10 protein-coding genes are annotated in these 14,535 nt (G+C 51.0%); all 10 read right to left on the bottom strand.

Translation table 11 applies throughout. From position 1 onward, the window contains the following. Positions 1-43: 43 nt before the first annotated feature. Positions 44-691 carry a hypothetical protein gene (locus CHL74_RS00365; RefSeq protein ID WP_094879142.1) on the bottom strand — a complete coding sequence of 216 codons (648 nt, stop codon included), beginning with the start codon at positions 689-691 and terminating at the stop codon, positions 44-46. A 29-nt stretch (positions 692-720) separates the two neighbouring features. Beyond that, on the bottom strand, positions 721-3,069 hold the full coding sequence (porZ, locus tag CHL74_RS00360) for a type IX secretion system anionic LPS delivery protein PorZ (RefSeq protein WP_094879141.1): 2,349 nt from the start codon (positions 3,067-3,069) through the stop codon (positions 721-723). A gap of 52 nt (positions 3,070-3,121) precedes the next feature. Continuing rightward, positions 3,122-3,706, bottom strand: coding sequence for a non-canonical purine NTP diphosphatase (locus CHL74_RS00355; protein ID WP_094879140.1), 585 nt, complete (start codon positions 3,704-3,706; stop codon positions 3,122-3,124). After that, on the bottom strand, positions 3,672-4,697 hold the full coding sequence (locus tag CHL74_RS00350) for a YitT family protein (protein ID WP_094879139.1): 1,026 nt from the start codon (positions 4,695-4,697) through the stop codon (positions 3,672-3,674). The genes CHL74_RS00355 and CHL74_RS00350 overlap by 35 nt, the downstream gene beginning before the upstream one ends. A 142-nt stretch (positions 4,698-4,839) precedes the next feature. Further along, complete coding sequence (leuS, locus tag CHL74_RS00345; RefSeq protein ID WP_094879138.1) at positions 4,840-7,698, bottom strand: leucine--tRNA ligase; 2,859 nt, start codon at positions 7,696-7,698, stop codon at positions 4,840-4,842. Positions 7,699-7,999: 301 nt separating this feature from the next. Further along, complete coding sequence (rnc, locus tag CHL74_RS00340; RefSeq protein ID WP_094879137.1) at positions 8,000-9,067, bottom strand: ribonuclease III; 1,068 nt, start codon at positions 9,065-9,067, stop codon at positions 8,000-8,002. After that, positions 9,057-10,319, bottom strand: a complete 1,263-nt coding sequence (fabF, locus tag CHL74_RS00335) for a beta-ketoacyl-ACP synthase II (protein WP_094879136.1) — start codon at positions 10,317-10,319, stop codon at positions 9,057-9,059. Before fabF ends, rnc begins: the two co-directional genes overlap by 11 nt. Before the next feature lie 119 nt (positions 10,320-10,438). Further along, positions 10,439-10,675 carry an acyl carrier protein gene (locus tag CHL74_RS00330; RefSeq protein ID WP_094879135.1) on the bottom strand — a complete coding sequence of 79 codons (237 nt, stop codon included), beginning with the start codon at positions 10,673-10,675 and terminating at the stop codon, positions 10,439-10,441. Between the two features lie 148 nt (positions 10,676-10,823). Next, the gene (locus CHL74_RS00325) at positions 10,824-11,795 is read right to left on the bottom strand and encodes a glycosyltransferase family 2 protein (RefSeq protein ID WP_094879134.1); all 972 of its coding nucleotides are present in this window, start codon (positions 11,793-11,795) and stop codon (positions 10,824-10,826) included. 80 nt (positions 11,796-11,875) lie between these two features. Next, positions 11,876-14,437: a mechanosensitive ion channel family protein gene (locus CHL74_RS00320; RefSeq protein WP_094879133.1), complete on the bottom strand. Its 2,562-nt coding sequence runs from the start codon at positions 14,435-14,437 to the stop codon at positions 11,876-11,878. Between the last annotated feature and the right edge of the window lie 98 nt (positions 14,438-14,535).

Here is a 14,535-nt window from a genome sequence, read left to right as displayed (position 1 = left end):
ATTTATATATAGAGTCTTCGACTTATTAACGCCAATAAGGTTTTTACTTATGGTAGTAAGCCAAAGCCCTTTCCTTCTTATCGTTCATATTCTGTGTGTCGTTGGCATATTCGTCCCATGTCCTTCGTGCAGCCTCAACGAGTGCTGACGTAGGCAGAGCCTTTCTTTTAAGGATGGGGTCGAAGGTCTGGAATATGGCGAGCACTTCCACCACCTCCTTTGTGGTCAGCATGAGCATGCGTGCCACGTCAGCCACCTCCGGCGTTTCCTCCACCATAGTGTTGGGGGTAAGCATGAAGTAGAGGTCGATGAGTATGGTCAGCGACGCTGGCGTCAGCTTCGTGTCGTCGGCGACGGGCAGATAGAAAGTCTCGAACGAGTCGATGCTTTCCACACCCATAAAGAACGAGTCGGCATCGCCGAAGCCTTTCATCTCCCTCACACGCTTGGCGTCCTTGTTGAGGCGTCGCGTATTGTCGGCGTATGTGTCCCAAATCTTCTGGAGCGACGCAGTCTTATGATCGAGCAGTTGCTCCATCTTCTCGAAGAGAGTCTTGGGATGAATATGTAGCTCGATGGCGAGGTCCACCATAGTCTTTGACCATGGCGACTTTATGTCATCCGGCTTTTTCTTGCAGGCCTGCATCAGAAGCAGCCAGTAGCTGTCAGTCCAAAGATTGTTATTGGCCATATATTTTTTTGTTGTTATGTTCGTTGGTGTTATTTTATGACGGCAATCTTGCACACCGTGCCCTTACCGCCGTCCTCAGTTGCAGTCTCCACCATGTAGATGCCGCTTGCCACACGCTTGCCCTTTGCGTCGCATCCGTCCCATGTGAATGTTCCGCCATTGGATCGTCCCTGAGCTACAAGCGTACCGTTGGACGTAACTATTTTGACGTCAGCGTTGAGTGTCAATCCCGTGACGGTTATCAGTCCTGTATAGTCGGGCTTGACGGGGTTGGGGTATGCGTAGACATTGTCCTTGGTCATCTTCTCGGACGGCTTGGTGGCGTCCGCCATATATGAGCACAGTCCGGCACTTGTTCCGAAGAACACCTCTCCCGTCTGCTCGTTGGCTGTTATTCTCTCGATGTCGTCTGAAAGCAGATTAGAGTTAGAGGATGTGAAGTGCTGAAGCTGCTGTATGTTGTCAGCGCTTATAAGATAGACTCCGTTGCCTGACGTACCGAACCACTTGCGTCCGGCGCCATCCACATAAATGGCAGAGATGGGCACATTGGAGAGGAGGTAGTCAGCAAGATTGGTGCCGTCGTTGCGCGGAATCTTAACCTGTGTAAACGTGTCGTCGTCTGTTCCTATCTGCGAAGCGGGCAGCATAAGAGGTCCCACGTCTGTGCCTATCCATATATTACCCTCGATGTCCTCAGTAACGCAAGAGACATAATAGATTTGGTATTCCTTTCCGTCCTGATTGAAAATGGAACGGTATGACTTCGAAGCACCGGAAGATGGCTGGTAGCAGGCAAGACATGCTGTCTGCCAGTTGTTATTGCAGAACCAAATCAGTCCACGGCTATCCCTGAACATATCCTTGGCGTATGGGAAGGAAAAGCCTGCCGTGGCTATGAAGTTGGAGTTGGAGAGATCGGTCCACTTATCGTCCTTGAGTGAGAGCAGAGATGTCTTTCCGTCAGCTGTCTCGCTGTTGAAGCAGAGCAACGAGCCGTCGTCAAGGAAACACAGCGTCGTCACTTTATTGTATTTATACCATGCATCCTCTTTCACATCGGCATGCGTAATCGGGCTGTTGTCCTCGTTCCAAAGTTTACGGAACTCGCCGTCGTAAAACTCGTACAGTCCGGTTCGGGCTGCCACATACACGTGCTTCTCGTCCTTAGGGTCAATGGCAAGGGCGTATGCAGAAATAAACGGCGACTTCTGATCCTTGGCAAAGCTGGTGTTGTACATCTTCCACGTACCATCCTGAGAGAGCACCTGCACGCAGCCTTCTCTGCTGGTTGAACTGCCGGGTCCGCCACAAGTATAGAGGGTTCCGTTGCGCATAAGCATGAATCCGAAAGTGTTATAATCGGGTCCGTCTGCCTTTATGCCAGTCTTGTTTATGGTAAAGGAGCGGTCGTCAGCCAAAGTGATATTGGCAAGCGATCCGTCGTCATCGTGAATCCAAAAAGATCCGTCCTTCGGATCGGCAGCCACAGTATTGAGATGCTTGGCTATGCCTCCACGGTCGGAAGCTGTATGGTAACAATAGGTGTCGTTACCTCCACATGCAAACAAAAGTCCGTTTTGCATCACGCAATTGTCCATATAAGGACCTGCCTGCTTCTTCACCGTTCCGTCAGAAGCTATGGTGGAGATGTTGTATTTCTTTGCTCCCACCAGTCCTTCGTCCATCCAGAACAGCCAGCTGAATCCCTCTGATGCCAACTTATCCCATTCGTTCGGGTCGGCAAGGTTCTTGCGCATGTCGCCCTTGAAGATTTCGTTGTCCGTAGCGGCGTAAACCATACCGTTGTTGATACACAAGGCATTCACCTTCTCTTGCAATGCGTATGTATCGGCGATAGTGGCGTTCGACACGTTCACCACCACAATACCGAAGCCGGTGGCAAGGTATGTAAGATTGCCGTTCGTGAAGACATTGTTGATGGTCTTGTCGTACGTGAGCGACTTGTCGTAATAGTCAGAGATGTTGGTGATGTCGAGTTTCTCACTAAGCAGGTCGATATTGCCGTTGCTGTACACAATGACAAGACGCTTGGCAGCAGCATTCCAAGAGATAAACTTAATGTCGGTATCGCTCAGTCCGTTGTTGCGGTCCATCGTTGTGATGCTCTCGTCTGACGTGTCGTAGACATACAGGTCGCCGGACGCCACCACGTAAACGCGGTTGCCCACCTTTACGATATGTCGTATGTCGCTATAAGCCATATACGTCTTCCATGTGCCTATCGGGGGTGTGCTTGCCACAGCTACCGTTGACGCTGTCATCATAGCCGAAAGCGTGAGCACTACGGCGCAGACAGACACAGCAACCGAGCGTGTCAGGGCATTTATGGTCTGCTTCAGTGAGAATATCTTCATTGTAGGATTGTTATTGTTTCTGAATATTACTGATGGATGGGTGTCGGCGTGTTTAGCGCTTCAGGAAGCGAGCCAGCTTCTCCACAGCCCTTGCACGATGCGAGATGGAGTTCTTGATGTCCAATCCTAATTGTGCGAACGACTGGTCGTGACCTTCAGGCACGAAGATGGGGTCGTAGCCGAAGCCTTCCGTGCCCTTCTTCTCCTCAGCGATACGGCCTTTCACCGTGCCCTCAAAGAGCGAATAGTCGGCATCATCATCCTTACGTGCCAGACAGATCACTGTTCTGAACTGCGCGTTTCTGTCCTCCTTACCCTCAAGGCGCTGGAGAAGCTTGCGCATATTGGCTTCCGAGTCGTGGTCGGTGCCTTCAGCGTAACGTGCCGAGTGGACACCCGGCTCGCCTCCCAATGCAGCCACTTCCAGACCCGTGTCGTCGGCGAAGCAGTCATAACCGAAATGCTCCACTACATAACGTGCCTTCTGAATGGCGTTGCCCTCAAGGGTGTTGGCGGTTTCTGGGATGTCGGCATGACATCCTATGTCTGACAGCGAAAGCACCTCGAAGCGGTCGCCCAGGATGGAGCGAATCTCTGAGAGCTTATGGCTGTTGTTCGTTGCGAATACTATTTTCATTTACTTCTAATATTTGTTCTTGTTCATGTAGACCGTGTTCCTCCATTTCCTGCTTATGCAGTTCTTCCTGGTGTTTCTTCACCTTCACCTTTATCTGGTCGAATCCCTCGCCGTACACACCGATAACGGAGCTTTGCGAAACGAAGGCACGCGGGTCAAGCATCTTGATAAGACGGAAGATTAACACCGACTCACGCTTCTTGGCGAGGAGGCATATCACCTTCATTTCCTTACCCGTATACCATCCGTGTCCGTCGAGAATGGTAAGGGTGTGGTCTGTCTTCTTTGTGATGGCAGCGGCAATCTTCTTGTATTCCTTTGAGAATATCATGAACTGCACCGACTGACGTTGGACGTTCATCACATAGTCGAGCATGTTACATTCTATGAACATCGTACACAGACCGAACACCACCATCTGACAACGCTGCGGGAACGGACCGAATGAGTCGATGGCAAGACAGCTGCCGATGATGACGAGGTCAACCATGATGAGGCCCTTACCGAGCGATACGTTATAGTACTTGTTCACTACGGCGGCGATAATATCAGTACCACCCGTACTGCCGTTGTTCAAGAACACTATAGCAAGCGCTGTACCGGTGAGCATACATCCGATTATAAGCGACATAAAGTCGTTGCCTTCGCCCATCAGCTTATAGAAAGAGCCGTCTGGCATTTCCACTATCTTCTGTGCCAAGTCGAGCATTACGGTTATCGCCAGCGTGGCATAGATGGTCTTGGCAAGGAATTTTATTCCGAGTTCCTTCAATGCCGCCACGATAAGCACGGCGTTGATAATGAAGAATGTCCACTGAACGGGGAATTTAGTGGCATAGAACACGATGGCTCCGATACCTGCGATACCACCGGTTACGATTTCGTAGGGTAGCAGGAAAACGGTGAATCCGAAGGTGTAAAGCAGTAGACCGAGAGTGATGTTAAAGTAGTCCTTCGTTTCTTGCCAGATTATTTTGCGGTCGATTGTCATAGGATTTTATAGTTAAAGCGTTATTTTTTTATGTTTCTAAGCAAAAGAAGTCGTCGTCTCGCCCGCGCCGTTCTCTGGCGTGCGCAAGCGGCGACTTCCTTTATTGTGGTATTTTTATATGTTCTCTCGGGATGTCGCCGTATTACTTCACTACGACATTCACAATCTTCTTAGGTACGACGATTACCTTCACAACCTTCTTGTCGCCGATGTATTTCTGGCTCTGCTCGTCCTCGAGCACTGCAGTCTGGATGGCGTCGTTGGTGGCGTCGGCAGGGAACTTCTTCTGGAAGCGTGCCTTACCGTTGAAGGAAATCGTAAGCTGCATCTCACTCTCCACGAGATACTTCTCGTCGAAAGCGGGCCATGCGGCGTCACAGACAGTGGTGGTATGACCGAGTGTGTGCCACAGTTCCTCTGCAATGTGCGGAGCGAACGGAGCGATGAGCACAACAAGCTGCTCAAGCACTTCCTTGGAGCGACACTTCTGCTGCTGCAGTTCGCCTACGGCAATCATAAACGCCGAGATGCTGGTATTGTAAGAGAACTTCTCGATGTCCTCAGTTACTTTCTTGATGAGCTTGTGCAGACTCTTGAGGCTTTCTGCCGATGGCTTCTCGTCGCAGGGCAGGAATGTGTCGGTACGGTTCTCATAGAAGAGGTTCCAGAACTTCTTGAGGAAGCGGAAGCATCCGTCGATGCCGTTGGTATCCCAAGGCTTGCTTGCCTCCACCGGACCGAGGAACATCTCGTAAAGGCGGAGTGTATCAGCACCATACTTCTCAACAATCATGTCAGGGTTGACAACGTTGAACATCGACTTCGACATCTTCTCTACTGCCCAACCGCAGACATACTTGCCGTCCTCAAGGATAAACTCAGCGTTCTGATATTCTGGACGCCATGCCTTGAAAGCGTCGATGTCGAGAACGTCAGCAGAAACGATGTTCACGTCTACGTGGATAGGAGTAACGTCATAGTCCTTCTTCAGACCTGCACTTACAAAGACGGGAGCCTTTGAGTGGTCGTCAGAGTTGATACGATATACGAAGTTAGAGCGGCCCTGAATCATACCCTGGTTGACAAGCTTCTGGAACGGCTCTTCCTTGCAGCTTACGCCAAGGTCGAAGAGGAACTTGTTCCAGAAACGTGAATAGATAAGGTGACCGGTGGCGTGCTCGCAGCCGCCGACATAGAGGTCGACGTTCTTCCAGTACTCGTCAGCTTTCTTGCTTACGAGGCTCTTGTCGTCCTTCGGGTCCATATAGCGGAGATAGTAAGCAGACGAACCTGCAAAGCCCGGCATGGTGTTCAGCTCGAGCGGGAACACTGTCTTGTTGTCCACCAGACTCTTGTCCACCACTTCCTTCTTCTCTACGTCCCAAGCCCATTTCTTGGCGCGTCCCAATGGCGGTTCGCCTGTCTCTGTAGGCTTATAGGTCTCGATTTCAGGCAGTTCGAGCGGCAGACACTCCTCCGGAATCATCTGCGGCATGCCGTCCTTATAGTATACGGGGAACGGTTCGCCCCAGTAGCGCTGGCGAGAGAAGATGGCGTCACGCAGACGATAGTTCACCTTTACTCGTCCCATACCCTTCTCCGTAACGAACTTCTTTGTAGCAGCGATGGCTTCCTTCACAGACAGTCCGTTGAGTGAGAAGCCGTCGAGAGTCTGCTTGCCCTCAGCAGGCGAGTTGGTAACGATGCCTTCCTTGGCATCGAAGCTCTCCTCGCTGACGTCAGCGCCCTCGATAAGAGGTATGATGGGAAGATTGAAGTGCTTTGCAAAAGCATAGTCACGTGAGTCGTGTGCAGGTACAGCCATGATGGCACCAGTACCATATCCGGCAAGTACGTATTCCGAAATCCATACGGGGATGTTCTCGCCCGTGAACGGATTGACGGCATACGATCCTGAGAATACGCCAGTTACTGAGTGGTTAGCCATACGGTCCAGCTCGGTGCGCTTCTTCACGTAAGCGAGATATTCGTCCACAGCAGCCTTCTGCTCCGGTGTGGTGAGCTTCTCCACAAGTTCGCTCTCCGGTGCCAATACCATGAAGGTAACGCCGAAGATAGTGTCGGCACGTGTGGTGAAGATGGTGAAGTCGAAGTCCTGACCTGCCACCTTGAACTGCATCTCAGTTCCTTCCGAACGACCGATCCAGTTGCGCTGTGTCTCCTTGATGGAATCACTCCAGTCTACTGTCTCCAGTCCGTCAAGCAGACGCTGTGAGTAAGCGGATGTACGCAGACACCACTGCTGCATCTTCTTCTGCACAACGGGGAAGCCGCCACGCTCGCTGACTCCGTTTACCACCTCGTCGTTGGCAAGCACTGTGCCCAGACCGGCACACCAGTTCACCATTGTCTCGCCGAGATAAGCTATGCGGTAGTTCATCAATACCTGCTGCTTCTTAACGTCGTCATAAGCCTTCCACTCTTCAGCGGTGAACTCCAGCTGCTCGTTCTGAGCAATGTTCTCGGTTCCTTCCGAACCCTTCTCCTCGAAGTGCTCGATGAGTTTCTCGATGGGCTGTGCCTTCTGGCATTTCTTGCAGAAGAACGATCCGAACATCTTCTCGAACGCCCACTGTGTCCAATGGTAATACTTAGGGTCGCAGGTGCGTATCTCGCGGTCCCAGTCGAAAGAGAAGCCGATGTTGTCGAGCTGCTGACGATAGCGTGCAATGTTGGCCACGGTGGTTACCTCCGGGTGCTGTCCGGTCTGGATGGCATACTGCTCTGCGGGCAGTCCGTAAGCGTCATATCCCATCGGATTAAGGACGTTAAATCCCTTAAGGCGCTTGTAGCGTGCATATATGTCAGAGGCAATGTAGCCGAGAGGATGTCCCACGTGCAGTCCTGCTCCTGAGGGATAAGGGAACATGTTGAGAACGTAGAATTTCTCCTTTGAGGTGTCCTCAGTGACGTGATAGGTATTGTCCTTCACCCACTGGCTCTGCCATCTCTTTTCGATTTCTCTGAAATTGTATTCCATTGTCGTTATTTCGTTATATGTTTTTGTTATTCTTAATAATTTCGGGGATATAACCGCACATTTATGCAAAGTTACGATTTTTACTTTATAAGATGTAGCAATAAGTTGAAAAAAAGTGTGAATCACCTAACTTATTAGCAGTGACGCACCTATATAAAAACTACGTCGCTGACCATTTTGTTACTGGTCAGCGACGCACTTGTCTTGTCATCCCCCTATGGAGCAGCCTTTTCCCGGCTATGCCCGACGGGTTATGTATGTTCTTTCTCCTTATTCAGCGAAACGGCTGTTCTGCTATTTCTTATTCAGCGAAAGCGGCTGCCTCTGCGGCAGCGATGATGTCCTCGCGGCTCTTCTCCTTGGCGGATATGTCGCTGAGGTCGAACTCTTCTGCATCGGTTTCCTCTTTGTCTGCCACGGGCTGTGCTTTTTCAGTCTGTCTGTACATCGGAGCGCGTCTGTCGCGCTTGCTCTTCTGTCGTTCCAAGGCCTGTACGGCAGTCTCAGCATTGGCTTCTGTCTCAGGATTGGCTATGATGAAGTCGTTGTTCTCCTCCGTGCTCGGTACGTTCTCCACGGGTTCCTCCTCCATCTTCGTCCGCTCTGTCTTGGCGGCGAACACTTGGTCGATGAACTGTGGCTCCTTGCGAAGCTTCTCAAGGGTTAGCTTCGAGGCGAGCTGCTGGCTCTCCTTCTTGCTGTATCCCTTTCCGGAGCATCCTTCCACACCTTCCAGCATTACCTGATAGCTGAAGACGGGCGATCCCGTCTTGTCCTTCTCCTGCGAGAGAACCTTGAAGTCAATGCGCACACGGTTTTTCTGGCTCCATTCGATGAGCTTGCTCTTGAAGTTCACTTCCTTGTAAGCAACCTTATCGATGTTAATCATTTGTGCCAGAATGCGATTGCGCATGAACTGCATGCATGCGTCGTAGCCACGGTCGAGGTAAATGGCACCTACAAGCGCCTCGAAGGCGTTGCCACCCATGTATGAATTGTGCGACTGTGAACGTCCGCTTGACAGTATCAGCTGGTTGATGCCCAGTTCCTGAGCGAGGCGGTTAAGCGTCTCGCGCTGTACGAGCTTTGAGCGTGTGTTGGTGAGAAATCCCTCGCGCTTGCCGGGGAAGTGACGATAGACGATGTCGCCCACCGTGGCGTCCAGAATGGCGTCGCCAAGAAATTCCAACCTTTCGTTGTTCACTGGCTTTCCCTTAGCATTGCGCTTATACATGCTCTTGTGCATGAGCGCCAGCTTGTAGTAGCTTATGTCGTGAGGATAAAAGCCGATAATTTGGCGTAAAGACAAATAAAGCTCCTTGTCCTTACGGAAAGGGAGCCTTATTCTGTCTATGATGTTACTCAGCATATTTCTTGAAGATTACACAAGCATTGTGTCCTCCGAAACCGAACGTGTTGCTCAGAGCTGCACGCACCTCACGCTTCTGCGCCTTGTTGAAGGTGTAGTTGAGGTCGTAGTCGATCTCCGGATCGCGGTCGTCGTCCTCGTGGTTGATGGTCGGGGGCACGATGTCGTTCTTCACTGCAAGTACAGAGGCGAGAGCCTCCACAGCTCCGGCAGCACCGAGAAGGTGACCTGTCATTGATTTTGTAGAGCTGATATTGAGCTTGTATGCAGCGTCGCCGAACACCTTCTTGATGGCCTTAGCCTCTGAGATGTCGCCCACGTGTGTGGATGTGCCGTGTACGTTGATATAGTCAATGTCTTCCGGCTTCATGCCAGCGTCCTCGAGTGCGTTCTCCATTACGAGACATGCTCCGAGTCCCTCCGGGTGTGAAGCAGTGATGTGGTGAGCGTCGGCAGACATGCCAGCGCCGACCATCTCGGCGTAAATCTTGGCACCGCGAGCCTTTGCGTGCTCAAGTTCCTCAAGGATGAGGCAGCCAGAGCCCTCGCCCATGATAAATCCGTCGCGGCTTGCGCTGAACGGACGTGAGGCGTGCTCAGGATCGTCATTGCGTGTAGAGAGAGCGTGCATGGCGTTGAAACCGCCTACGCCGCTTGCTGTGATGGCAGCCTCTGCACCGCCACTTACGATGACGTTTGCCTTGCCGAGACGTATGAGGTTGAATGCGTCAGCCAGGGCGTTTGTTGAAGACGCGCAAGCTGATGTTGTGGTGTAGTTAGGACCATGGAATCCGTACATGATTGAGATATGGCCTGATGCGATATCCGCAATCATCTTCGGGATGAAGAAGGGATTAAACTTAGGACCGTTCTCCTGGTGCTGTGCCCAGTAGCCCACTTCTTCCTCGAAAGTCTTGATACCACCGATGCCTACGCCGTAGATGACGCCTACACGGTTCTTGTCGATCTCCTCGAGATTCATGCCTGAATCCTGAATGGCCTGCATAGCCGAGATAATGGCGAGCTGTGCATAGCGGTCCATCTTGCGTGCCTCCTTACGGTCGATATAGTCATTGACCTTAAGGTTCTTCACCTCGCAAGCGAACTGAGTCTTAAACTGTGATGCGTCGAATAATGTGATGGGTGCTGCGCCGCTTACGCCCGCAACAAGGTTGTTCCAGGTGTCCTCTGTGTTGTTGCCCAATGGGGTAACGGCTCCGAGGCCTGTAACTACTACTCTTTTTAATTCCATTTAATAAAAAATCAGTTCATGGTTAAAATGGTTTATGGTTTATGGCACAAGTAGGAGTTATATAATTATAACTTGCTTGCCATATTTGTGCACCATAAACTATAAACCATAAACCTTATTTATTTTGCGTTCTCCTCGATGTAAGCAATAGCGTCGCCTACAGTGCCGATCTTCTCAGCCTTGTCGTCGGGGATAGAGATGCCGAACTCCTTCTCGAACTCCATGATGAGCTCTACAGTATCGAGAGAGTCTGCGCCAAGGTCGTTTGTGAAGCTTGCTTCGGGCTTAACGTCTGCCTCGTCAACACCGAGCTTGTCTACGATGATGGCCTTTACTTTTGATTCGATTTCTGACATAATTTTAATGTTTTAAAGTGTTTATAATATTAATTTCTTGTTTCAAAACCGGTGCAAAGGAACAAATTTTTATTTATATAGACAAATATTTTAAGCCAAAAAGCCACTTTGTGTGCACAAACACCCTATATGTGTGCAAGTTTTTGGCTCAATTTCCGCCTTTTATGCCCACTTTTTTGTCTACAAAGTAACGCGGACGACGCTTTACTTCGTTGTAAATCTTGCCGATATACGTGCCTGTGATGCCCACTCCTGTGGTTATCACGCCGCCTATAAACCACATCGAAACCATCAGTGATGTCCATCCTTCTATGGTCTTGCCGATGAAGTGCTCGTACAGTCCGTAGATGATGATAAGCATGGATATCAGCGTCATCGTAAGGCCGGCGAATGTTATGAATTTCAGTGGTGCCGTAGAGAACGACGTGATGCCGTCAATGGAGAAGGCAAGCATTTTGCTGAGCGGGTATTTCGACTCGCCTGCCGTGCGTGCCGTACGGTCATAATAGACGTAGCCTTCGCTGAATCCGAGCTGTCTTACCATACCGCGCAGAAACATATTGCGCTCAGGATATTCCATCAAGGCTCTCACGGCACGCTCACTCATAAGACGGAAGTCGGCATGGTTGTATATTATCTCCTTGTCGGCTGTCTGCATAAGACGGTAGAAAGCCTGCGCTGTGAATCTCTTGAACCATGTGTCGGTCTTGCGCTGCTTGCGCACACCATAGACAATGTCCTTGCCCTCGGCAAACTGGCGTGCCATATCAATGATAGCCATTTCGTCGTCCTGGAGGTCGGCGTCGATGGAGACAATGGCGTCGCACATGCCGAGACTTTCCTGCATGCCTGCCCAGAGAGCGTTCTGATGGCCCTCATTGTGCGACAGCTTTACGCCTGCCACATTGCTGTGCTCCGCTGCGAAGCCTTCTATAAGCTCCCATGTACGGTCGCGGCTACCGTCATCCACAAGCAGCAGACGTCCCTTGATGCCGGTCTCAGCCTTCATCTTGCCTATCATGGTCTGCAGTTTCCCCATAGCCCACGGCAGGACTTCCTCCTCGTTGTAGCAGGGAATGACAATGCAGATGGTTTGTTTGTCGTTAGGTTGTTGGTTCATATCAGCCTTATTAATATTAGTTACGGACATTCTGCAAAAGTAAAATAAATATCTGAGATTCCGACAGACGGTCTCTCTTTTTATTTACTTTCTATAATATGTATATCTCTTTGCGGGAACGGTATTTCGATGTTGTGGGCGTTTAGGGTATTGTATATCGCTTCCTTTATCTGGCCTGTCTTGCCGAACTTCTCCTCCACGAGCACCCAGTAGGTGACGAAGAGGTTCACGGAGTTGTCGCCGAAATCGTCAAACACTACGCTGACGGGCTTGTCCAGGTCGATGATGTCACGTCCGTCGGCACTCTTCTCCTCCAGATCCATAACCGCCTTGATGAGCATCTTCCTCACTTCGTCCACATTAGAGCCGTAGGCGATGCCCACCGGAATCTTCACCATCTCGTACGAGTGGTTGCGGGTGATGTTCTTGAAGTTCTTGCTGAAGAGCGAACTGTTGAGAAAGGCTATGACGCAGCCGTCCGCTGTCAGCACCTGCGTGCTCTGATACGTGATGCTGTCCACCTTTCCGCGTATGCCGTCACACTCGATGTAGTCGCCCACACGCACACGTCCCGTCATAAGGGAGATGCCGTAGAAGAAGTTCTCGAGGAGGTCCTTCATGGCGAAACCCACACCGGTGGCAAGACCAGCCGATATAACGGACACTGCCGTTGACGGTATCTTGAGCATCTTCACGGAGATGATGGCGTACATGCCCCAGCAGCAGATGGCTATGACGTTGTTGGCAAGGGTGAAGTTTGGCTTGCCGTTCACCACCACTCTCGACTTGTGATACTTATGATAGAGTGCCTTGATGAGGTAGTTGAGATAGCGGAACACGAAGAACTGTGACGCCACCATCACGAGCTTGCCAATAGAGAGCTGCACCACGCCCGGTATGTTCAGGAAGTTGAACATGAATACTTTCCATACCGTCTCGGTAAGGTCGAAGACGTCTGCCGCCCACCATATCGACACAAGGATGGAGAATACGCTGAGCACGGGCAGGAGTGCCATGCAGACGAAGTCGTAGAACCACGTCACGTTGATGTGCTTCTCGTGGTTCTTGGTAATGATGCTCATCAGCGCACCGCGCTTCACTTTCGCCGTCTCCTTCTCCGTATGTATCTTCTTCGACAGCCAGCGGCGCTCGTAGGCGTCAAGGAAGTCGTACACGCAGGTGATGGTCTGTATGCAGCTCAGCTGGAACATCCACCATATAAGCAGCTGCACTGAGAGCAGCACGTAGCCGTACAGCGCAGAGGCTGTTGAGAAAGCCATGATGACAAGCGACACCCACGTATAGAAGATGTCCGATTTGGGGATGTTGTCGTTATGCCTTGTGATGACGTTCCATTGCCATAGCGTGAACACCAGCAGGATGGGCGGGAAGATAAGGCTTACGAGATTGTTGGGGATGAAGATTATGCGGAATGTGATGACGATGAACGACATCAGCATTATGGGCGTGTAAATCCTGAATCCGCTCTTTATCTGGTCTCCCGGCAGACGGACAAGCAGGGAGAAGAAGATGGCACACAGCAGCCAGGCATACTCGATGAGCAGCTTCGACGCCATGAGGAAGAAGTTGTGATACATGAACATGCGGGCTATCATCACCGACACGGCGAAGATAAACATTGCCACAAACAGTATCAGGCACACCTTCTTCTTCATGAAGTTCTCGGTGCGGAAACGCTTCGGCACCAGCCATCTCACGAACACGTTGCTGAGCAAGGCTGCCAAAAGCACGTAGATGATGACGAAGATGCTCAGACCCATCACGATGGGACCGCGCCACTGCGAGTAGACCTGACGCTCGCCGTTGGCTGTACGCACCTTCTCCGTGTTATACTTCTCGTTGACGTCCGCCTTGGCGTTGTGATACGCCGTCGGCATGGAGGTGATGATCTCCAGATAGTTCTGGTCGCCGTTCACGAATATGTTGTGCTGTATGTCGTTATATCGCAGCAGGGCATAGTCGTTCACCTTCTTCAGCTTTTCTGCCATGCGCTTGTAGTGCTGCGAGTCCTTCTCCACGGAAGCCCGCATCTTGACGAGATTGCCACGGAGCGTTTTGGCGTATATAAGGCAGGCGTTGCGATTGGCCTGTCCCACCTTGTCGAGCATAAACGGCAGTGGCATCTGCTTGCCGTCCTTGCCGGTCACGTATTTCTGCTGCTTCGGAGCGTCCTTGCCGTCCTTGGCAGGTTTGCGTCCGAGCGAGGGCGGGATGTTCTGCAGCGTCTCTATCAGGTAGTCGTAGCGCTTTATCTCCGACGACATACGTGTCATAATAGTGTTGTACGGCACGCTACGCTGCGTAAACTCACGGTACATCTCCGTAGCTTCATGACAGGCGTATGTCATGTCAAAGGTGAAGTCCTGCTTCTGCGAGTAGAGCATGAGCGCCACCTGATCACTGCGCTGCATAAGCGAAATCATCTGCTTGTGCTGCGCCTGGTTGTAGATGTTATAACGCGCCATGTTCTGACGCTGTTCGTTAAATGCCGTTTCCAGTTCGGCGCACAGTACGGACAGTGTCGACTTCAGGTTCTTCTCTTTCAGGACGGCTCCTGCGCTGACTGACAGCGTGAGCATTATTATCAGGCATACGATGCGCCTTATGGCTTTTCTTGTCATATATGTTTGTAATGTGTGTGAAGTATATATAAGGTTGTTTTTGCGATAGTGCTCTGCAAATATATATCTTTTTCGTCAAAAAAAGAGGTCAGCCAAGC

Source organism: Prevotella sp. 885, from assembly GCF_002265625.1.
In the GTDB taxonomy this organism is placed as follows: domain Bacteria; phylum Bacteroidota; class Bacteroidia; order Bacteroidales; family Bacteroidaceae; genus Prevotella.
This window is presented reverse-complemented; position numbering and strand designations above follow the sequence as displayed.